Source organism: Ruegeria sp. D7 (genome assembly GCF_056534355.1).
The window spans coordinates 38,037-58,781 of the sequence record NZ_JBQFPG010000005.1 but is presented as its reverse complement, the minus strand read 5'-3'; the positions used below and the strand labels follow the sequence as shown (position 1 = coordinate 58,781).

The 20,745-nt window shown below is 59.9% G+C and carries 22 protein-coding genes; 13 read left to right on the top strand and 9 right to left on the bottom strand.

Translation table 11 applies throughout. From position 1 onward, the window contains the following. Positions 1 to 29: 29 nt before the first annotated feature. On the top strand, positions 30 to 1,121 hold the full coding sequence (locus ACRZ9U_RS09305; protein WP_170404224.1) for a Hint domain-containing protein: 1,092 nt from the start codon (positions 30 to 32) through the stop codon (positions 1,119 to 1,121). Between the two features lie 53 nt (positions 1,122 to 1,174). On the opposite strand, the gene ACRZ9U_RS09300 is transcribed toward ACRZ9U_RS09305, so the two are convergent. Further along, a complete protein-coding gene (locus ACRZ9U_RS09300; RefSeq protein ID WP_170397240.1) occupies positions 1,175 to 1,744 on the bottom strand; it encodes a GcrA family cell cycle regulator in 570 nt (189 codons plus the stop codon). 126 nt (positions 1,745 to 1,870) lie between these two features. Here ACRZ9U_RS09300 and ACRZ9U_RS09295 point away from each other — a divergent pair, with 126 nt between their 5' ends. Continuing rightward, entirely contained in the window at positions 1,871 to 2,674 is an 804-nt protein-coding gene (locus tag ACRZ9U_RS09295) for an ABC transporter permease (protein ID WP_170397238.1), read from the top strand. Here ACRZ9U_RS09295 and ACRZ9U_RS09290 read toward each other — a convergent pair. Then, positions 2,656 to 3,546, bottom strand: a complete 891-nt coding sequence (locus ACRZ9U_RS09290) for a DMT family transporter (protein ID WP_170397236.1) — start codon at positions 3,544 to 3,546, stop codon at positions 2,656 to 2,658. The two genes, ACRZ9U_RS09295 and ACRZ9U_RS09290, sit on opposite strands and share 19 nt — an antisense overlap. Before the next feature lie 294 nt (positions 3,547 to 3,840). Between ACRZ9U_RS09290 and ACRZ9U_RS09285 the strand changes: the two genes are divergently transcribed. From ACRZ9U_RS09285 to ACRZ9U_RS09275, 3 genes are read left to right on the top strand one after another with little or no spacing between them, the layout of a single operon-like run. Next, positions 3,841 to 5,028, top strand: coding sequence for an aspartate aminotransferase family protein (locus ACRZ9U_RS09285; protein ID WP_170404221.1), 1,188 nt, complete (start codon positions 3,841 to 3,843; stop codon positions 5,026 to 5,028). A 27-nt stretch (positions 5,029 to 5,055) separates the two neighbouring features. Beyond that, positions 5,056 to 5,982 carry an ornithine carbamoyltransferase gene (gene argF / locus ACRZ9U_RS09280; RefSeq protein ID WP_170404219.1) on the top strand — a complete coding sequence of 309 codons (927 nt, stop codon included), beginning with the start codon at positions 5,056 to 5,058 and terminating at the stop codon, positions 5,980 to 5,982. 56 nt (positions 5,983 to 6,038) lie between these two features. Next, on the top strand, positions 6,039 to 6,383 hold the full coding sequence (locus ACRZ9U_RS09275; RefSeq protein ID WP_170404217.1) for a tautomerase family protein: 345 nt from the start codon (positions 6,039 to 6,041) through the stop codon (positions 6,381 to 6,383). 27 nt (positions 6,384 to 6,410) lie between these two features. On the opposite strand, the gene ACRZ9U_RS09270 is transcribed toward ACRZ9U_RS09275, so the two are convergent. Both ACRZ9U_RS09270 and ACRZ9U_RS09265 read right to left on the bottom strand, forming a co-directional pair. Beyond that, positions 6,411 to 7,007 (bottom strand): ferric reductase-like transmembrane domain-containing protein, encoded by a 597-nt coding sequence (locus ACRZ9U_RS09270; RefSeq protein WP_480901719.1) that lies wholly within the window; start codon positions 7,005 to 7,007, stop codon positions 6,411 to 6,413. Between the two features lie 6 nt (positions 7,008 to 7,013). After that, positions 7,014 to 7,502 (bottom strand): peptidase associated/transthyretin-like domain-containing protein, encoded by a 489-nt coding sequence (locus ACRZ9U_RS09265; RefSeq protein WP_170397223.1) that lies wholly within the window; start codon positions 7,500 to 7,502, stop codon positions 7,014 to 7,016. A 256-nt stretch (positions 7,503 to 7,758) separates the two neighbouring features. Between ACRZ9U_RS09265 and ACRZ9U_RS09260 the strand changes: the two genes are divergently transcribed. Beyond that, on the top strand, positions 7,759 to 8,724 hold the full coding sequence (locus ACRZ9U_RS09260) for a pirin family protein (RefSeq protein ID WP_170404212.1): 966 nt from the start codon (positions 7,759 to 7,761) through the stop codon (positions 8,722 to 8,724). 65 nt (positions 8,725 to 8,789) lie between these two features. Next, a complete protein-coding gene (locus tag ACRZ9U_RS09255) occupies positions 8,790 to 9,764 on the top strand; it encodes a 2-dehydropantoate 2-reductase (RefSeq protein WP_170404209.1) in 975 nt (324 codons plus the stop codon). Positions 9,765 to 9,825: 61 nt separating this feature from the next. Here the strand turns inward: ACRZ9U_RS09255 and ACRZ9U_RS09250 are convergent, their stop codons facing one another. The 3 genes from ACRZ9U_RS09250 to hrpB form a co-directional block, all read right to left on the bottom strand. Further along, a complete protein-coding gene (locus ACRZ9U_RS09250; protein WP_170404206.1) occupies positions 9,826 to 11,304 on the bottom strand; it encodes an inorganic phosphate transporter in 1,479 nt (492 codons plus the stop codon). 89 nt (positions 11,305 to 11,393) lie between these two features. Continuing rightward, a complete protein-coding gene (locus tag ACRZ9U_RS09245; protein WP_170404203.1) occupies positions 11,394 to 11,852 on the bottom strand; it encodes an NUDIX hydrolase in 459 nt (152 codons plus the stop codon). A 194-nt stretch (positions 11,853 to 12,046) separates the two neighbouring features. Continuing rightward, on the bottom strand, positions 12,047 to 14,485 hold the full coding sequence (hrpB, locus tag ACRZ9U_RS09240; RefSeq protein WP_480901633.1) for an ATP-dependent helicase HrpB: 2,439 nt from the start codon (positions 14,483 to 14,485) through the stop codon (positions 12,047 to 12,049). Between the two features lie 120 nt (positions 14,486 to 14,605). Between hrpB and meaB the strand changes: the two genes are divergently transcribed. From meaB to ACRZ9U_RS09215, 5 genes are all read left to right on the top strand, one after another. Continuing rightward, positions 14,606 to 15,583 (top strand): methylmalonyl Co-A mutase-associated GTPase MeaB, encoded by a 978-nt coding sequence (gene meaB, locus ACRZ9U_RS09235; protein ID WP_170404199.1) that lies wholly within the window; start codon positions 14,606 to 14,608, stop codon positions 15,581 to 15,583. Between the two features lie 170 nt (positions 15,584 to 15,753). Next, positions 15,754 to 16,947, top strand: coding sequence for a Hint domain-containing protein (locus ACRZ9U_RS09230; RefSeq protein WP_170404195.1), 1,194 nt, complete (start codon positions 15,754 to 15,756; stop codon positions 16,945 to 16,947). Between the two features lie 119 nt (positions 16,948 to 17,066). After that, positions 17,067 to 17,354 carry a 50S ribosomal protein L28 gene (rpmB, locus tag ACRZ9U_RS09225; protein WP_008756960.1) on the top strand — a complete coding sequence of 96 codons (288 nt, stop codon included), beginning with the start codon at positions 17,067 to 17,069 and terminating at the stop codon, positions 17,352 to 17,354. A gap of 405 nt (positions 17,355 to 17,759) precedes the next feature. Next, the gene (locus ACRZ9U_RS09220) at positions 17,760 to 18,110 is read left to right on the top strand and encodes a glycosyltransferase family protein (protein WP_170404192.1); all 351 of its coding nucleotides are present in this window, start codon (positions 17,760 to 17,762) and stop codon (positions 18,108 to 18,110) included. A 45-nt stretch (positions 18,111 to 18,155) separates the two neighbouring features. Beyond that, positions 18,156 to 18,620: a copper chaperone PCu(A)C gene (locus tag ACRZ9U_RS09215; RefSeq protein WP_170404188.1), complete on the top strand. Its 465-nt coding sequence runs from the start codon at positions 18,156 to 18,158 to the stop codon at positions 18,618 to 18,620. Positions 18,621 to 18,688: 68 nt separating this feature from the next. Here the strand turns inward: ACRZ9U_RS09215 and ACRZ9U_RS09210 are convergent, their stop codons facing one another. Continuing rightward, a complete protein-coding gene (locus ACRZ9U_RS09210; RefSeq protein ID WP_170397206.1) occupies positions 18,689 to 19,297 on the bottom strand; it encodes an HdeD family acid-resistance protein in 609 nt (202 codons plus the stop codon). A 61-nt stretch (positions 19,298 to 19,358) separates the two neighbouring features. Then, entirely contained in the window at positions 19,359 to 20,057 is a 699-nt protein-coding gene (locus tag ACRZ9U_RS09205) for an NAD-dependent deacylase (RefSeq protein WP_170404182.1), read from the bottom strand. Positions 20,058 to 20,084: 27 nt separating this feature from the next. On the opposite strand from ACRZ9U_RS09205, the gene ACRZ9U_RS09200 reads away from it, so the two are divergent. Then, positions 20,085 to 20,534 (top strand): low molecular weight protein-tyrosine-phosphatase, encoded by a 450-nt coding sequence (locus ACRZ9U_RS09200; RefSeq protein WP_170404179.1) that lies wholly within the window; start codon positions 20,085 to 20,087, stop codon positions 20,532 to 20,534. Positions 20,535 to 20,745: the final 211 nt, after the last annotated feature.

The window sequence follows — 20,745 nt, the reverse complement described above, 5'->3', positions numbered from 1 at the left end:
TCTTAGCATCATCGAAAGACATGTGATTTATGCCGGATCCATACTTTTCTGAGCTCAAATACTTAGGTGGCCCGACCCTGGATTTTATTGAGGTCGCGGTTGACGCTGGTACGGATGTCTCGGGGTTGGTCGTGACGATCTATTTGAGCAATGGCTCGATCCGTACCACCAATACTCTGGCCGGTATCACGCCGACAACGGTTGCCGGTCGCGATATCTATGTCATCGACACGACAAGTTCCGGGACATTTAACGGATTGGGTAAAACCAATGGTATCTCGCTTTCCGAAGGGACAACGGTTTATCAGTTTAATTCTTTCAGCGATCCTCCAAGTCCCGGCCCGATCACTGCGAACACTGGCCCGGCCAATGGTATGCAATCCACAGTCATCGGGCAGGCCGGCGCTGGCGATTCCCTGATTTCGACCGACAATGGCGGCACATATACAGTCAATACCGATCCCACCCCGGGCAGCATCCCCTGTCTGACTGCGGGCACACTCGTATCCACTGATTTGGGTCCGGTGCCGGTAGAAGATCTGAAGCCTGGCCAGTTGCTTTTGCTGGCGCGGGGTGGCAACCAGCCTTTGCTGCAGATCTTGCGCCGTTCACTCACTGCGCGCGAGTTGCGCCGCAATCCGAAACTCTATCCAGTGCGAATTTGCGCGGGCGCACTTGGACAAGGCCTGCCCCGACGTGATCTGCTTGTCTCGCGTCAGCATCGCATGCTGGTGTCCTCGGCGATTGTGAAACGCATGTTCGGTCGTTCTGAGGTTCTGGTCGCCGCGATAAGGCTGACCGATCTGCCGGGGATTTATGTCGATGAAACCGTAGACAGCGTCACGTATTTCCATCTGGTCCTGGCGACGCACGAAGTGATTATCGCCGAGGGTGCCCCGACCGAGAGCTTGCTGATGGGACAGGAAGCGTTGAATTCACTCCCTCCTGCAATGGTCGAGGAACTTACTGTATTGTTTTCGGGCATTTCGACCGGGGGCCTCTCGGATACCAGTTATCTGGTGCCGGACAACGCGCGTCAGAAACAGCTGTTGTCGCGCCACGCTCAACACGCCCGATCATTGCTATCCGACTATACGGAAAGCACCCGTTCTGCAGACTAATGTTGATAGGGCGTTGGCCAACCAAGGCCAACCCCCGCTGTCATGTCTAAGAATTACCGCCGACGATCTCTGCGCGAGCTCATCGGCTGGAACGCCACGCCCACATGCGCTTCGCAATAGGGTTTGCCTGCCTCGACGGGCAGGCCGCAGAACCAGAAATCCTCGGTCGCGGGGTCGCCGACAGGCCATTTGCAGGTCTTTTCGGTCAGCTCCATCAAAGACAGCTTCTTGGCCTTCTTTTCAATCTCGTTGACCTTGGCCAAAGCCTCGGGGCTGATCTCATTGGCCGACGGTTGCGGAGGCAGCGGCTGGCCGGCGGGTATGATCTGGCGACGGGCCGGGGTGACCGGTTTGGCCTCGGGGGCTGGCACCGGACGGGCCGGTTCAGTCTTGGGTGTCGGTTTCGGTTTGGCCTCGGCCTTGGGCGCGGGGGCCGGTTTTTCCTTAGGCTCGGCCTTTGCCGGGCTTGCACCGGTGGCGCGATTCGACAGACCCAGACGGTGCACCTTGCCGATCACCGCATTGCGGGTCACGCCGCCCAGTTCCTTGGCGATCTGGCTGGCCGACTGGCCCTCGCCCCACATCTTTTTCAGCAGCTCTACACGCTCGTCAGTCCAGGACATCATTTGCCTTTCAAAAGCGGAAAGCGGCCCCGGATTCGGGCCGCCTTGGGAAATCATCTCAGCGCCCTATTCTAAACACTGCGGCCCGAGTTACAAGCGGTCTTCGAATCAGGTATGGGGCAGAGCATGCATAATCTCATGGATCACGACGCACGCCGCTTTGGCGCGGTGAATTGGATGGGCCTCTATACACTGGCGCAGCGCGAAACCCTGCGCTTTCTGGCCGTGTGGACGCAGACCCTGCTGGCACCGCTGGTGACGGCAGGCCTGTTCCTGCTGATCTTCAACATTGCCATTGGTCCCAGCCGACCGGATGTGATGGGGGTGCCGTTTCTGACCTTTCTGGCACCGGGCATCATGATGATGACCGTGATTCAGAACGCCTTTGCCAATACATCGTCATCGATGGTGATCGCCAAGGTTCAGGGCAATATCGTCGATACGCTGATGCCGCCGCTATCGCCGCTGGAAATCCTGTTGGGTTATCTGGCCGGAGGCATCGCCCGCGGAATCCTGATCGCCCTTGTTGTCGCAATCGCTCTGGCGTTGGTTCTGGGCATCGTGCCGCAGAACCCGCTGATCGCACTGATATTCGTGGTTTTAGGTGGCGCGTTCATGGGCGCGCTTGGGCTTTTTGCCGGGATTTTTGCCAACAAGTTTGACCAGATGGCGGCGATCACCAACTTCATCGTCACGCCTTTGGCTTTCTTGTCCGGCACTTTCTATTCTGTGCAGGCGCTACCGCCAGTGCTCAATCGGCTAAGCCATGCGAACCCGGTCTTCTATCTGATTGACGGGTTGCGCTATGGGATGATCGGCGTGTCCGACAGCTCTCCTTGGTTGGGCATGGCGATCTGCGCCAGCGCGACATTGTTGGTTGGAGGATTGACCTGGCAGATGTTGCGCACCGGCTACCGGCTCAAGGCCTGACGGTGTATCGCCTCGCGCCAGACCAGAATCAGACCTCCGGTCAGGATGATGGCCGAGCCGATCAGGCTGATCCCATCCGGTATCACCTTGAATACCGCGAAATCGTAGAAGGCAGCGAAGATCAGCGTAGCGTAGCTGATCGGAGCCACAAAAGAGGCATCCGCCCGCGCCATTCCGTTGACGAAACAAGCCTGCGCACAGGCCATTAGCACACCAATCGAGGCCAGCGCCGCCCATTGCTGAGGCGTCGGCATCTGGAAAACGAAACTTACCGCGACTGTCGCAATGGTCAGACCCATCGCATTGTTGATCAGCAGAATCTGGATCGGTATTTCTCGGCCCGAGAGCTTTTTGATAAAGATCAGTTCCATCCCAATTATCACTGCTGCGGTCAGGGCCAGTAATGCAGCGGGCTGAAAGCTAGCGGGCGTTGGACGCAACAGAACCAAAGCACCGATCAAGGCCACGATGGCGGCCAACCAGCGCCACGGGCCGACACCTTCTTTCAGCAGCGGGATTGCCAACATCATGGCAAAGACCGGGTTCAGGAACGAGATAGCCGTCGCATCCGCAATCGGTATGAAAGCAACGGATGCAAACATCAGCGTGATCCCCAGCCAGCCGAAGCTTGTCCGTCCGATATGCAGACCCCAATGCGGGCGGCTCAGGCGGGGGCGCATGATGCCGACGGCTGTCACGATTACCAGAAAGGCAAACAGAAACCGTCCATGGCTGATCTGCATCGGATGCAGGGCAGGGCCAAGCACATCCGTCCCGAGTGCTTTCGCCAGCAATGTGGTCCCTGCGAGAAGGGCGCTGGCCGCAAGGATCAGCAGGGCCGCAAGGGCAGGATTCTGACGTATCGGTGTCATGGTTCAGCCGTGCGCCAGCGTCGGGTAAATGACAAGCGGTAAATCACGGTCTCAGAATGATTTTTGCCCCGATCGCAAAAACGGGGTTTTCAGACCCGGTGCACCCCGCTATACGGCTTCACATGATCAATACCGCACATATCCTGCGCCTCCGACGCCGACGCCTGACCGCATAATCGGCCCGTTTGATCCATTCGCGCTGTCCAAATCCGCGCAAACCCCACCAAATCAGTTGACGACCATGGCCCCAGTGTATCACTCACAGGGCTCAAGCTATTCGAAAAGGATGATCCGATGATCCCGTCCGTTCTGCCGACCTATAACCGCGCGCCCCTGACATTCGTGAAGGGCGAAGGCGCCTGGCTGACCGAGGCGGATGGCCGACGTTTTCTGGATCTGGGCGCGGGCATAGCGGTGAACGCGCTGGGTCATGCACATCCGGCGCTGGTGGCGGCCCTGACGGAACAGGCGCATGCGCTGTGGCATGTTTCAAACCTCTATAACATCCCGCAACAGCAGGCACTGGCGGACAAGCTGGTGGAACACACCTTTGCCGATACTGTGTTCTTCACCAATTCGGGCACAGAATCCTGCGAATTGGCCGTCAAAATGGCCCGCAAGTATTTTTATGACAAAGGTCAGCCCGAGAAGGTCGAGATCATCACCTTCGACGGCTCATTCCATGGCCGGTCATCGGCGGGTATCGCCGCCGCCGGGTCCGAGAAGATGACCAAAGGCTTTGGACCGCTGCTTCCCGGCTTTGTGCATCTGACATTCGGAGACCTCGACGGTGTCACCAACGCCATCACCGACACCACGGCAGCCATCCTGATCGAACCGGTTCAGGGCGAAGGCGGCATCCGCCCCGTTCCGGATGCAGAGCTGAAAGCCTTGCGCCAGATTTGCGATGATAACGGCCTTTTGCTGATCCTCGATGAAGTCCAATGCGGCGTTGGACGGACCGGCAAACTCTTTGCCCATGAATGGGCCGGCATCACGCCGGATATCATGATGGTCGCCAAAGGCATCGGCGGCGGTTTCCCTCTGGGTGCGGTTCTGGCCACCGAAGAGGCCGCCAGCGGCATGACGGCAGGCACCCACGGCTCGACCTATGGCGGCAACCCCTTGGGCTGCGCTGTAGGCTGCGCGGTGATCGATCAGGTCGCCACTCCGGCCTTCCTCGAAGGGGTGAATCGCAAGGCGGGCCTGCTGCGTCAGAAGCTCGAAGGCCTGATCGCGGACCACCCCGAAGTATTCGAGGAGGTGCGCGGCTCAGGCCTGATGCTAGGCCTGAAATGCAAGCCCGCCAATATCGACGTGGTCAACGCTGGCTATGACAACGAGGTCATAACGGTTCCCGCCGCAGATAACGTGATCCGCCTGCTGCCGCCGCTGACCCTCACCGAGGATGACATCGCACAAGCCCTGATCCGCCTCGAGAAAACTGCGGCACAAGTCGAAAACGCAATGGCTTCGGCCTGAACTCGCCTGATTAAAAAGTGAATTAAAATGAACCACTTCCTTGATATCCACAAAACTGACGCAGGTGATCTGCGGAACATGATCGATCAGGCCAGCGCGATGAAGCAGGCGCGCCTCGGTCGTCCCAAAGCAGCCCCGGACGACGAACAGCCTCTGGCAGGCCGCATGGTTGCGCTGATCTTTGAAAAGCCGTCAACACGGACCCGCGTGTCCTTCGATGTCGGTGTGCGCCAAATGGGCGGGCAGACCATGGTGCTGTCCGGCAAGGACATGCAGCTGGGCCATGGTGAAACCATCGCCGACACCGCCCGCGTCCTGTCGCGCTATGTCGACATGATCATGATCCGAACCTTTGATGAAACCATCCTGACCGAGATGTCCGAATACTCGGACGTTCCCGTCATCAATGGTCTGACCGATCGTACACATCCCTGCCAAATCATGGCCGATGTGCTGACCTATGAAGAGCATCGCGGCCCCATCGCAGGAAAAAAGGTCGTTTGGACCGGCGACGGCAACAATGTCTGCGCTTCATTTCTGCATGCCGCCGGTCAATTCGGTTTCGACCTGACATTCACCGGCCCGGCGCAGCTGGACCCGGAAGAAGAATTCATGGGGCTTGCACGCCAGAAGGGCTCGAAAATCGTGATCGAACGGGACCCGCACAAAGCTGTTGAAGGGGCCGACCTCGTGGTCGCCGATACTTGGGTCTCAATGCACGATTCTCAATCCGCGAAGGAGCGCCGCCACAACATGCTGCGCCCCTATCAGGTCAACGCCGAGCTGATGTCGCATGCCAAGCCAGACGCGTTGTTCATGCACTGCCTGCCTGCGCACCGCGAAGAAGAGGCCACATCCGAGGTCATGGACGGCCCGAACTCGGTGATCTTTGACGAGGCCGAAAACCGCCTGCATGCGCAAAAAGCCGTGATGCGCTGGTGTCTGGGCGTCTGAGGCCGACAGCAATCTGGGAGAGCCATAGATGGCTCTCTTAAATCTCGGAGCAACCAATGCCACACATCACTCTGGAATTCTCTGCCGGGCTCGAAAAAACTCATGATTTTCAAGCCATCTGTGAGCAGCTCTATTCCGTGCTCGCCGCGCATGAAGAATTCGATGCCCCAACACTCAAAATCCGTGCCACCTCGTTTCCGTATTTCTGCATCGGGACCGAACCGCAGACGTTCATTCATGCCACGCTCTTGTTGCTGCAGGGCCGTGATGAGGCGACGCGCGCCGAGTTGAACGCGATCATTCTGAATGTTCTGGCTACATCTGCGCCCTCAGTCGGCAGTATCACCGTGCGGGATGTTGAAATAGATCGCGCGACCTATGCCAAACGCTTGTCAGCCTGATTCGGCCCCGGCATGCGTATGGGATGTTTAAACGCGTCGGGTCACATCCCAGATCCGTAATCTGGCGAGCGTAGCGACGCACGCCAGAACTACCAGCACACACAATGCGATCTTGGTCATGATCTCCATTGTGCCCTCAATCAGCAGGGCGTGTACGACACTGCCCAGAATGGTTACCAGCGCCAGTCCTGTGTGCCCCAGACGCCAGAGCCGAAATCGCAGGTTCAGGCGTAGGCGCAGAACGCCCATCGTTGCTGCAGCAAAACCCGTCCACATCGCGATCACACCCCAGACGGAAAAGGGTGTGGCTGATACGAATAGAAGCGCGTCCACGACATCCGGCGGGCTCGTGATCCACAAACCGCCCACATGGATTACGATCGCTGCGACAAGGGCCAGACCGCACCGCCTGTGCCATAAGCGGCTGCGCACAGGTGAAAGCCCAGGCAACCAGCGTCCGGCCAGCAAGGGTTGCATCAGCAGAAGGCACATCCCGACGATGCCCGCAAACCCGGCTAGGATGTAGATCGGCTCGCGCCACGCCAGATAAGGGCTGAATGCTGCCGCGATAACCGGCACCAGAAGGGCGACAATCAACGCTGCCCAGATCAGTATGCGCCTCAACACGTATCAGGCAGGCTGCAAGACGAAATGCGCTGCAAGCGTTTTGTCTTTCGCGCTCGACATCACCGGGCGCAGGAAAACCGTTTCGAATTCGCCGCTGTCATAGGCGAGATGCCCATGCGGTTGGCCAAAGGCGGGCACGATTTGTGGCATCTCAAGCCGAAATTCACCGTTCGCATCCGTCAGCGTCGCCCCATGGCTGCGCTGGTCGCGCTCGTGCCCCTCGGTCGTATGCGCCCAGATCTGAATACGCTGGCCGGGCAAGGGGGCTCCGTCGCCTGCGCGGCGCACGGTGCCGGTCATCCAGAAACCTCCGCCGCCGATGCGCTGCACAATAGGGGCGCCGGGGCGATAGTTGTTCGATCCGCCCCGCATGGACGGGGTCGGTGCAACGCCCTGCGCCCGCGCAGGCGTGGTCAGCCCGGCCGTGCCTAGCGCTGCAAAACAGCCCGCCGTAACCAACGCGCTGCGGCGGGTAAGAAGAACGTGCGACATCGAGAGGGCTCCTTTCGATAACGGGCATGTTGTCTGGCCTGATACTCAATCTAGCACGTTTGTTGCGAAAGCCGAGTTAAGCTGGTCTGAAGATCGGGTCATTTCATCACCGTCACGTGAGCGTTGCCGCCGTTTCCGCCCATCGTGCACTGTATATGTGCACTCATGCGCTATGCCAGATAATAAATCATACTATATTCCACATTATCAAACATATTGAAGCCCAAGCCAGATCCTGACCTAAGGGAGAGCGAGAATGAGCTGGAATCCGACCCATACCCCCGACTGCCGGTCCGAGAACCCGGCGCTAGACAGCCTGATCATCCCCCGTGCCCGTGATCTGGGCGGGTTCGAGGTGCGCCGCGCGCTACCCTCGGTCAAACGGCAACTGGTCGGCCCCTTCATCTTCTTCGACCAAATGGGTCCGGCCGAATTCATCACCGAAGGCGGTATTGATGTTCGGCCGCATCCCCATATCGGACTTGGTACCGTGACCTATTTATATCAGGGCGAGTTTGAACACCGCGACAGTCTCGGCACGCATCAGATGATCTATCCCGGCGAGGTCAACTGGATGGTCGCTGGGCGTGGTGTGACCCATTCCGAACGTACCAGTGACCAAACACGCGGCAAGAAACACAGCCTGTTTGGCATCCAGACTTGGATCGCCCTGCCCGAAACTCACGAAGATATGGCCCCCGATTTCGAACACCACAAACAGGGCGCGTTGCCTCATATTCAGGATGCAGGCGTCAGCGCCCGCCTGATCCTTGGTTCCGCCTATGGCGAAACCAGCCCGGTCACCATGCTGTCCGAGACCTTTTATCTCGACGTCCAGCTCGAACCGGGTGCCTCCTTCCCGCTGCCCGACAATCACGAGGATCGCGGTGTCTATGTCACCACAGGCTCGGTCGAGATCGCAGGCGACAGCTTTGAGGCGGGTCGCATGATGGTCTTCCGCCCCGGCGATCACCTGTCCGTGAAGGCCGGACCACTGGGTGCGCGGCTGTTGTTGCTGGGCGGTGCAACCCTGAACGAAGATCGCTACATCTGGTGGAACTTCGTCTCCTCCTCGAGGGAGAAGATAGAAACGGCCACACGCGAATGGAAAACTGCCGACTGGGCGAACGGCGCCTTCCACCTGCCGCCCGGTGATGATCAGGAGTTCATTCCGATCTCGGAAGACCTCGAACGCACCCGACCCAGACGCGCCCGCGTCTGACCCCACGTCACGCTGGCTCCGTTGAACGATCCCGGCGATCCTTGGAGGCACAGCGGAGGTAAGCCATGAATATCGTCATCGCCGGTGCAGGCAGCATTGGCTGCTTTTGCGGCGCATTGCTGGCCGCAGCGGGGCACAGCGTGACGCTGCTGGGCCGCGCGCGGGTGCTGGACGCCATCCGGGGACAGAGGCTGACGGTGACAGATTTCTTGAACCTGCATCGCCACGTCGCCGCCTCACAACTCACGCTCAGCGAAGACCCTGCCTGTCTTGGGGATGCCGAGTTGGTCATCGTCACGGTAAAAACCGGCGCGACCGCCGAGATGGCAGCGCTGATCGCCGCATACGCCACGGAAACGGCCCCGGTTCTGTCTTGGCAGAATGGGCTCGAGAACGCCCGCACCCTGCGCACCGCTCTTCCCGGACGCGACGTTCGGGCTGGAATGGTGCCCTTCAACGTGGTGCCGACGGGCCCGGCAACCTATCACCGCGCCACATCGGGCGAGATCGTCATCGAGCGTGGCTCCCGGTCTCTGGCTGAACGCCTTAGCGCCCCAGATCTACCCGTCAGCGAAAGCGACCAGATCGAGGCAGTGCAATGGGGTAAGCTGGTGATCAACCTCAACAATGCATTGAACGCATTGTCCGGCCTGACCTTGCAAAACCAACTGCTCGACCGAAACTGGCGTCGCCTGATGGCTGATCAAATGGCCGAGGCGCAGCGTGTTTTGAAAGTCGCCGAGATCGAGGCCACCTCCACAACGCCACTACCCGCATGGATGACACCGCACATTCTACGTCTGCCAACGCCAATTTTTACACGAATTGCGGCAAAAATGCTGACCATCGACCCCAATGCGCGCACCTCGATGGCTTATGATCTGACGGCGGGTCGCCCGACCGAAATCGACAGTCTACAGGGCGAAATCATCAAACTCGGCCAACAGTACGCGATCCCAACCCCGATCAATAGCCGAGTCTCTCAACTCATCCACCAATCACCGGACACGCCGCTCACAGTCGACCAGATCATAACCTGATCCGTCTCTTCATCTGGCCTAAAATACCTCGGAGCGCGAGGCAGAGCCTCGCAAATTCCGATCAAGCGAACGCAGTCAAAACCCAGAAAATTAGCGCCGACATCACTGCCGCTGCCGGTACCGTGATCACCCAGGCCGCTACGATGGTCATGAAATGCGACCGCCGCACCAGCTTGCGCCGCCGCCGTTCCTCGCGCGCCAGTCGCAGCTCCGCCGGCCGCTGGCGGTTCGAGTATTTCCACCGCCGTTCTGCATGCCACTCCCGATAGAAGCCAACACCAAAGACGGCCCCAACTGCGATATGAGTCGAACTGACCGGCAGACCCAGCCAACTGGCGACGATGACCGTGATCGCCGCCGATAGCGCGACACAGAACGCCCGCATCGGGTTCAGCTTGGTGATCTGGCTGCCGACCATACGGATCAGCTTGGGACCGAACAGGAATAGGCCGAACGAGATGCCAAACGCACCGATCACCATGACCCATGTCGGGATCGAGACTTTCGTGGCAAAATCTCCGAACTCGGCCGCATGCACGATCGCCGCCAATGGACCCACCGCATTGGCCACATCATTGGCCCCATGCGCAAAGCTCAGAAATGTGGCCGAAATCACCAGAGGCAGACCAAACAATGTCTTCAACGACCGGGTCCGGTTCTCCAACCCTTCAGACTTGCGCTTGACCCACGGTACCGTCGCAGCCCAGACCAGGCCGCCAAAGGTCAGACCGATCAAAAGGGCAAATTGAAGATCAATTTTGACGATCCGCTTCAGGCCTTTGACCGACAAGTAGGTGGCAAACGCCCCTGCCATCACGGCAACCAGAATGGGCACCCAGCGCCGCGCTGCCGCGATCTTGTCGTCCTGATACTGGATCTTGTGTTTGATCAATGCCAGAAAGGCGGCTGCAATCATCCCGCCCAAAACGGGTGAGATCACCCAGCTGGCGGCAATCGCGCTCATCGTGCCCCAACTCACCGCGCTCAGGCCCGCTGCTGCAATGCCGGCACCCATCACGCCGCCGACCACCGAATGCGTGGTCGAAACCGGTGCCCCGACCCAGGTAGCCAGATTGACCCACAGTGCCGACGATATCAGGGCCGCCATCATCGCCCAGATGAACACATTGCTGTTCTGCACCGACATCGGATCGATGATGCCCTTAGAGATGGTCGAAACCACATCCCCCCCTGCCAGCAACGCGCCTGCGCTTTCTGCGATGGCGGCAATCAGGATGGCTCCGCCCATGGTCAGAGCATTGGCCCCCACTGCCGGGCCCATATTGTTGGCTACGTCGTTGGCACCGATATTGATCGCCATGTAAGCGCCGAATGCCGCAGCTGCGACAACGATCACGCCACCATCGGCCCGTCCGAACAGAAGCGCTGCAGCCAATCCTGCTAGCGCGATAAAGGCCAGTGCAATTCCGGGGGCCAACAGAGGACGCGATACTTGGGCATTGGCGTGCTCAACGCGCGAGATACGCTGTAGGTCACGGTCCAGTGCGTGCCAACGGGCTTTGGTGGAGTGGTCTGACATCGGTTCACAACGGCTGTTTTGAATGATGCCCGCCGCTAAACGGTTCCAATGGGCGCGGCAACCTTTGTCATCAGTTTTTTACAATATTGTTACAATTGCAGTAGCAAGTCGCGCAATTCCGGCTCTTGCACGCGTTCGGCGGCCACCTTCGGGGACACCCAGCAGCGCTTACGCTGATCGGACTCGGGGAATACATCCGCCAGATCGGTCACCTCGATCCGATAAACGCTGGTGATAACCGGCAACGCCGTGCCGTCATCCAACCTTTTGTCGTAAGAGTAATGACCAACGGGATCTTTCTGCACCTCAGTCGCGCGCACCCCAGCCTCTTCCCAGGCTTCCCGCAATGCGGTTTCCGGCCCGTTGAGCCCATCAATGGGCCAGCCTTTGGGGATAATCCAGCGTCCGGTGCCCCGACTGGTGATTAACAAAACGTCGTCACCGGGACCTGCCTTGCGGGTACACAACGCAGCAACCTGCACCCGGCTTGGGCGCTGGATCAGCGGTCGCGCGACCTCTTCCCAGATGTTGCGTATCCATGTCGTCATGTCAGGCCTGCTCGGGCGTATTCTTTTTGTAATTCGAAGAAGTTACATAATCATGTATTGCTGAGTTAACAATACCGCCCTCGGATAACCGCAAAATATGGCCTGAACTTTCAGTGTTTCGTGTATTTTTGCAGCAATTTGTGCGCTTTCCGCCGTTTCCGCCAATGAGGCTTATCAACGCCCACCTGATCAACTTAGCCTTTGCGCCGCTTCGCGCGCAGCGTTGGATCCGCCTGAGTTGGATCTTCGGGCCAGGGATGTTTTGGGTACTGCGCCCGCATGTCCTTGCGCACATCCGCATAAGACCCGGCCCAGAATCCGGGCAGATCACGGGTGATCTGGATCGGTCGCTGGGCCGGTGACAGCAGCGTGATCTTCAAAGGCTCGCCCCCAACCACCGGATGTTGCGTAACGCCAAATACCTCTTGTAGCCGAACCGAGATTTCGGGCACCGCACCGCCATAGTCAATTGGCAGCTTGCGGCCCAACGGAGTCACAAACGAGCCCGGCGCCCGCCGATCCAGTTCCTGCATCTGGTCCCAGTCCAGCCGGGCGCGCAGCGCGGGCAGCAGGTCGAACCGCTTCCAGTCATCGGCATTGCGCACGCCCGAGAGCATCGGCAGCAGCCAGTCTTCCAGCGTATCCATCAGCCCGGTTTCCGAGAAGTCCGGCAAATCAGCGCCTTCCGCGCGGATCAACTCGACCCGAGCGGCCAATCGCGCTGCGGCCCCGTTCAGCCGCACACCCAGATCGCGCACCCCGTCCAACATCGCCTGCGCCAATGCATCCTCGGGGACATCTTTCCAGATGCGGTCGTCCAGCGTGATCGCTCCGAACCGCTCTTGCCTGCGCGCCACGACACGGCGTTCGCGTTTCGACCAGTCGCAGCTGTCGACCCACGCGATCTGATCGCCGAATAGATCGCGAATTTCCCCCTCGGAAATCTGCGCTGCCATGCGCACACGCGCCTCACGCGGGTTCCCATCCGTATCCGTCACCACGAGATATGGCGCACCTGCCAGCGTATCACCGGCTTCCAGCACGACGCCTTTGCCACCCGACAGGACATAACGCGGGACATCTCCCTTGCGTCGCTGTCCGATGCGATCGGGATAGGCCAGCGCCGCCATCGCTGCCGGGCTCAGACCGCCCGCATCCTTAGATTGCGCGCGCAACCGCTTTGCTTCGCCCTTGATCCGATCCAGCGCGCCCATGTTGACCTGCCAGACCCGATTGCGCTGAAACGCGCGCACGTCCCGCAGCACCTCAAGCCTCAAAGACAGATCGACCGGAGCGCCCCTTAGCGGATCGCGTTCCGCCATCAGCGCCGCCAGTGCCGCAGCCTCAGGTCCTGCGTGCAGCAACATATGCCCCAGCCGAGGATGCAGCGGCAGCGCCGCCAGCGCCCGCCCATGTTCGGTGATCCGGCCTTTGCCATCCAGGGCACCCAGCATCGCCAGCAACGCGCGCGCCTCAGCCAGCGTGCCTTCGGGCGGCGCGGTCAGAAACGCAAGATCACCCGGTTCTGCGCCCCAGAGCGACAATTCCAACGCCAGCCCGGTCAGATCGGCTGCCTCGATCTCGGCAGGCGGGTAGGCGGCTAGTGCACCTTCTTCGCCCTTGGACCACAACCGATAGCAGACACCTTCGGCCACACGCCCCGCACGGCCTGCGCGCTGCGTCGCTTCGGCCCGCGTCACCCGCTCGGTCACCAGCTGCGACATGCCTGATCCGGGATCGAACCGTGCCCGCCGGGCTTGCCCCATATCGACCACCACGCGGATATCGGGAATAGTCAGCGAGGTTTCGGCAATCGACGTCGCCAGAACCACCTTGCGACCTTGCTTAACCGGCGCAATCGCCGCGCGCTGGGCGGCAAAGGGCAGTGCTCCGAACAAAGGCCGCACTAAACAGGAGTCGGGTAGACGGCTGGCCAAAGCCGCCTCGGCCCGCCGAATTTCACCTTCACCGGTCAGGAACACCAGCATGCCCCCTTTGGTTTCCCGTTCGGCTCGCACCACCAGATCGATCAGCGCGTCCAGTCGCCGCGCCTGCGGCGCCAAAGGCCGGTCCAACCAGCGGGTCTCGACCGGATAGCTGCGCCCTTCGGATGTCACCAGAGGCGCGTTCATCAGCTGGCCCACCGGTTCAGCATCCAGCGTCGCGGACATCGCCAGCAAGATCAGGTCATCGCGCAACGCTCCAGTCACCTCAAGGCACAGTGCAAGCCCAAGATCGGCGTTCAGGGACCGTTCGTGGAATTCATCGAATATCACAGCACCTACGCCGGGCAGGTCAGGTTCGGATTGCAGCATCCGTGTCAGGATACCTTCGGTCACAACCTCGATGCGCGTCGCCTTTGAAACTTTCACGTCTCCACGGACACGATAGCCCACGGTCTGGCCCACGGGTTCACCCAGCGTCTCGGCCATGCGTTCGGCGGCGGCGCGGGCGGCCAGCCGCCGGGGCTCCAGCATGACGATCCGGCCCTCGCACAGACCGGTCTGTAGCATCTCAAGCGGCACGCGGGTTGTCTTGCCCGCACCCGGCGGCGCCTGCAGCACCGCGCGCCCATGCGTTCGCAAGGCGTTCAGAAGATCGGGAATGGCGTCATCAATGGGCAACCGGGTCATATCGCCTTATCGCCAAAGCCTCGGCCAAGGTCCAGCGTCGCCAAACTCGGCTCCGGTTGGGGCTGGACAAACCGGGTCACACCCCCTCATCTAGGGCAAATTCCAGCCGGGGACTTACCGATGAACATTGCCGAGCTTGGCGACAGGATCTTGAACGGAGAGCGCAGGGCATTGGCCCGTGCGATCACACTGGTCGAAAGCGGGCGTGAAGATCATCGAGCGCAGGCAACCGCGCTGCTGGATCAATTGAGCGGCGCCGGACGCCAGGCTTTGCGGATCGGCCTGTCGGGCACGCCGGGTGTGGGCAAATCGACCTTTATCGAAAGCTTCGGCATGATGCTGACGGGGCAGGGGCTGCGTGTTGCGGTTCTTGCAGTTGACCCCAGCTCGGCCCGTTCGGGGGGCTCGATCCTGGGCGATAAGACCCGCATGGAAAGGCTGAGCCGCGAGAAAGACGCCTTTATCCGCCCGTCCCCCAGCCAGAGCCATCTTGGTGGCGTGGCGCGCCGCACACGCGAAGCGATTGCACTTTGTGAGGCGGCTGGTTTTGACGTCGTGCTGATTGAAACCGTGGGTGTGGGCCAATCGGAAACCGTTGTGGCCGAGATGTCTGACCTGTTCCTGCTGCTGCTGGCCCCGGCGGGCGGAGATGAGTTGCAGGGCGTCAAGCGCGGCATCATGGAGATGGCCGACATGATCCTGATCAACAAGGCCGATGGCGACCTGAAAGCGACTGCCACCCGCACCTGCGCCGATTACGCGGGCGCGCTGCGTCTGCTGCGCAAACGCCCGCAGGACCCCGAAGGGTTTCCCAAGGCCATGACCGTTTCAGCGGTTGAAGAGCATGGGCTGGAACAGGCCTGGGACGAGATGCAGGCCCTGACAACCTGGCGGCGCGAAGCCGGGCATTGGGTATCGAACCGCGCCACACAGGCACAATACTGGTTCGAGCAAGAGGTACGCCACGCATTGCTTGCGCGTCTCGAAACGCCACAGATGCGCAGTCGGATGAGCGATCTTGGCGCTCAGGTCAGTGCGGGCCACCTCAGCCCATCGGCGGCGGCCGAACAAATCCTCTCCGGGCTGTCCGACGCGTAACGCTCTGGCGTTATGATGCGTGCGCGGCTGGTGCGCTGACCGCTAATCGTGTATTAAAGCTACATATATTGTTGTGTTTGAGTGTAAGTCACTGCGTTTGAACCGGGTTGAGAAAGGGCTTGGTCAGCTCGGATCGTGCCCGGATTCTCCGAGGAACGGGACACGTCAGAATGCCTAATATCAATGGTACCAACGGCGACGACGATATCGATGTCACAAATGACAACGGTACTCTGAACGGAAACCCGGCGACGCCTCCGGTGACCGGTATCCGTGGCCGTGGCGGCGATGACGATATCACCATCACCAATAGCACCATTGCCAACAATGTCCTGGGCAATGCAGGCACCGACACGATCATTGTCACCAACAGCACGGTTGGCGGGCGCATCGCTAGCGGGTCCGATGCGGATACGGTTGATATCAGGGGGTCAACCGTCGGCGATATCCGGCTTGGTGCCGGTAATGACACGCTGAATTTCACCAGCACCACGGTGTCGGGTGACATTCGCGGCGGCAGCGGAACCGACACGCTGAACCTCCCTGAGGGCACTGTTATCACGGACGATACTTTCGGGGTGATTACGGTCGAAGACGGGGTTGGTTACTCAGTCTCTAGCGGCACATTTACCCTGCCTTCAGGCATCACCGTCACGTATTCAGCGTTCGAGAACGGGTCGGGTATGCCCTGTTTCACGCGCGATACATTGATCACGACGCAGCAGGGCCAGACCCCCATCCAGTCGCTGTGCACCGGTGACCTGATCCCCACGCTGGGGCAGGGCCTGCACCCGATCCGTTGGATCGGGCGGCGCGAATTTGATCGCTTCCAGCTTGAAGCCAACCCCAGACTCTGGCCTGTGCGTATCCTTGCAGGGGCATTGGGCGAGGGGCTGCCGCATCGCGATCTGCTGGTCTCGCGCCAGCATCGGATGCTGGTGCACTCAAAGATCGCCCAACGCATGTTCGGCACGACCGAGGTTCTGATTCCGGCCATCAAACTCACTGCAATGCCGGATATCTACATTGATGAAAGCGTGGAAAGCGTCGAGTATTACCACCTGCTGTTCGACCGCCATCAGGTGATCTTTGCCGAGGATGCGCCAACCGAAAGCCTCTATACCGGCCCCGAAGCGCTGAAAATGCTGAGCGCCGCGTCGCGTCGCGAGATATTCGAGATTTTTCCCGAACTGACAGACCTTGACTACCGCGCCGACCCGGCCCGCATGATCCCCGGCGGGCGGCTGCAAGCGCAGTTGATCACGCGGCATTTGAAGAATAACAAGCCGCTGTTGCGGATGTCCCCGATCTTGACCTCAAATGAATTCAACTCGGGTGCAAAGATTTCGCCGCAGCCGTCTTGACCCTTCGCGCGATTCCCACTAAACGCATCCAACCAGTTTTCGGGCGCGACTTCGGGTTGCGCCCCTTGTGATTTGGCCGCGGGTCTTGTACCCGGCCTCCAGAAACAAAGGAAGAAACCATGTCGCGCCGTTGCGAACTGACCGGAAAAGGCCCGATGACTGGCAACAATGTCAGCCACGCCAAAAACAGAACTCGTCGCCGTTTTCTGCCCAACCTGAACGACGTTACCCTGCAGTCGGAAACTCTGGGTCGTGGCGTCAAGCTGCGCATCTCGGCAGCTGCCCTGCGCTCGGTCGACCACCGCGGTGGTCTGGACGCGTTCCTGGCCAAAGCCAAGGATGACGAGCTGTCGGCGAACGCCCTGAAAGTGAAGAAAGAAATCGCCAAGGCGCAAGCCTCGGCCTAAGCGCTTTCTCACGCTAGAATTCAGCCCTGCACCCTGCGGTGTGGGGCTTTTCTTTTTTGCATTCGCTGCCCCTGTGCGAATGATTGTCTCTGAAATGGTAATAAAACGCCCCGCTTCGTGACGTTGTTCACAGAACGCCTGCTGAATATCGCATATGTTTATGCATATTCATGTTGAGGGGGTTACCATGTCACTCAAAGCAAAGAATTTTCTGTTTTTACTGCCACGATCAATTGCAAAAGCCGTGATCCGCTGCACCCGGATGCAGCGCCGGGTAAACCGACTGCATACGGGGATGAATGCCGAGGCGTTCAGGCCGCCGAAAAGCTGAGCTAGGCCATACTGTCTCAGCCACTGCTTTGCGCTTGAAGCCGGTTCAGTGGGCGGCGTATATACCAAGCTGACATGACAGGCTTTTTCCGCACATTTCTGCCTTATACGCTGTCCTTGATGGTGATCCTCACCGGGCAGGGACTGGCCGTGTCGCGGGGTATGGAGCGCGCGGTCGGGCAGATGGTTTTGTGCACCGGCAGCGGACCGGTCGTCGTCTATATGGACGAAGACGGCCAACCGACCCGCGCACCGCAATACTGCCCTGACTATGCGCTCAACCTGCTGGGCGCGATCCATGAAGCCTCGGTTGCCGTACCTCCGGCCCCGCCGCGCGCGCTCCCCGCGCCGTCGCTCCTTTCCCAGCATCTGATTGCCGCGCCGCTGCCGCGACACCCAGCTCGTGCCCCGCCGGTTTCTGCCTGATTCCAGTTTCCAAACTCTATCAGACAGTTACCAAGGAGAGGCATAATGACCCTCAAATCCAGCCTGCTTGCAGTCCTGACTACCTTTTCGCTGACCGGTGCGGCGCTGGCTGCCGATACCATCTCGGTCGAAGACCCTTATGCACGGTCTTCGGGCAAAACCGCGAAGGCGGGTGCCGCCTTTATGATGATCCAGAATCAAGGCGATACCGATGACCGCCTGATCGGCGTGACCTCGGATGCGGCTGCCCGAGTGGAACTGCACACTCATAAGGTTGACGAAAACGGTGTCGCCAAGATGGTGCATGTGAAGGAAGGCTTCGCCATTCCGGCGGGCGAAACCCACATGCTGAAACGCGGCGGTGATCACGTCATGTTCATGGGCCTGACCGCGCCTTTCGAACAGGGCGGAACCGTTCCCGTCACTCTGATCTTCGAAAATGCTGGAGAGGTCGCGGTCGATATCCCGGTCGATCTTGAGCGCCAGGACAAAGGCGGCCATTCGAACTAACGCCTGTCTTAAGGCTGTGGTACAGCCATCATCCATACGACAGGCCGGGCAATGCCCGGCCTGTTGCGTCATCTGTTGACGGTTTTCATCTCCAATCGATCGCCCGCTTTTTTGAACCGTGCCGCCAGAAAGAACATCACCACCGCCGAGGTCAGCGCGAAGAAGGCAATTGCCCAGCCCAACGCCACCATGCCGCTGCCGGGCCAGAAGATCAGCACCAGCCCGACGATGAGTGCGAAGATACCTGAATTACGCACCGTTGCGCGCTCGGGGTCTTGTGGATGCATTTGCGGCAGCGCCATGAACGAGCCGATCGCAACGAACAGCGCCATCGCCCCCATGAGGGTGAACGCCAGCCAGGCCACGCCCTGTGGCCAGATCAGCAACACCAAACCGATCAGCGCGGCACCGATACCGACGCCTCCGATCAGCCCGCGCCGCCCAAAACCCAGCCAGGTCAGCGCGCCATCCAGAATCAGCAGCGCCCCTACCAATCGCAGCAATAATGAGATGCTGCTGGTCGGCCAGAACAGCGCTGCAATCCCGATCAGACCCGCGAGAATTCCACGCAGCAGAAAGGTCCACCACAGGCTGGCCAGATTGGTACTTAACGTATCGCGCGCGTCGATACTGCTGTCGTCAAGGATTTCTCCGTCTTTGGGCGGTAGATCGGTCATGTCACTCACTCGGGTTTGCGTTTTCTGCACCATAGACGGGAAGACGCGCCGCTGTCTGCCCCTATCGCGTGCTGCCTCGCGCCAACAGCTCATCGACCCAGCGCGGTACTGCCTCCGAGGCTGGCCCCAGCCGGGTTTCATCAAATATTCCGGCGGATGGCTCAAGGTTCAATTCGATCGTCCGCGCGCCCACGGCCCGCGCCTCTTGTACAAACCCTGCCGCCGGATAAACCTGCCCCGAGGTGCCGATCGAGGCGAACAGCGATGCTTCCATCAGATGGTCGTAGATCTCATCCATGAAATATGGCATCTCGCCGAACCATACCACGTCGGGCCGGGCCGAGGGCTGGTGACAGGACGGGCAGGGCTCACCCACATCCATTTCGGGTGGCGAAGCCCAACGATATCCGCACCCCGCACACAAAGCCCCAGCCAAGGTGCCATGCATATGGAGCACATGCGCGGCCCCTCCTGCCTCGTGCAGGCTGTCGACATTCTGGGTGACAAGGATCACCTCTCCAGGCCAGCCCTGCTGCAACCGGGCCAGCGCCTGATGCGCCGCGTTGGGCTGCGCCTTGGCGGCCTGTACTCGGCGGGCATTGTAAAACTGATGCACCAGCGACGGATTGCGGGCAAAGCCCTCGGGCGTGGCCACATCCTCGATCCGGTGCTGCGCCCACAGGCCCCCTTCATCGCGGAACGTGCCCAACCCGCTTTCGGCGGAAATCCCGGCCCCGGTCAGAATGACGATCTTTTCCATATCCGCCCCACGCGCTAAACCACTCTTATGACACACCGTATCCTTTTCGTCTGCCTGGGCAATATCTGCCGATCCCCCGCCGCCGAGGGCGCTTTTCGCGCCCGCGCCCCGCATCACCAGACCGACAGCGCCGGAACCTCGGGCTGGCATATCGGAGACCCGCCTTACGGCCCAATGCAAAAGGCCGCCCGCGCGCGTGATATCGACCTCAGCGACCTACGCGCGCGCCAGTTCGTGGCCGAGGATTTCAACCACTTCGACCTGATCATCGGAATGGACGCAGAAAACATCGCGAACATCGAAGATTTGCGCCCGGACGGCAACGACACCCCGGTCCGCCTGTTGACCGATTTCGCCCCCCATACCGGTGCCGACCATGTGCCTGACCCGTACTACACCCGGGATTTCGACGGTGCTCTGGACCTGATCGAAGAGGCCGTGGCGGGGCTGGATGCGCATGTACGGGCTCAGCGGTAGTTTTGCCTTGCGTATTCAATCAATCCAGAGCGACAGCATGTTTGAGCCCAAAACCAACGTTTATTCGGCCTCTGCAGGCTGCATCGCAATCAGCGACAGGGGTCAAATCATCTGCCTTCTTAGCGCAAACCCTTGTGCCTATGCAGATAGTCGCATTAAGTGCATGGAATAGTAGTCCGATCCCCAATGGTCATTTGATGGAATGATACAA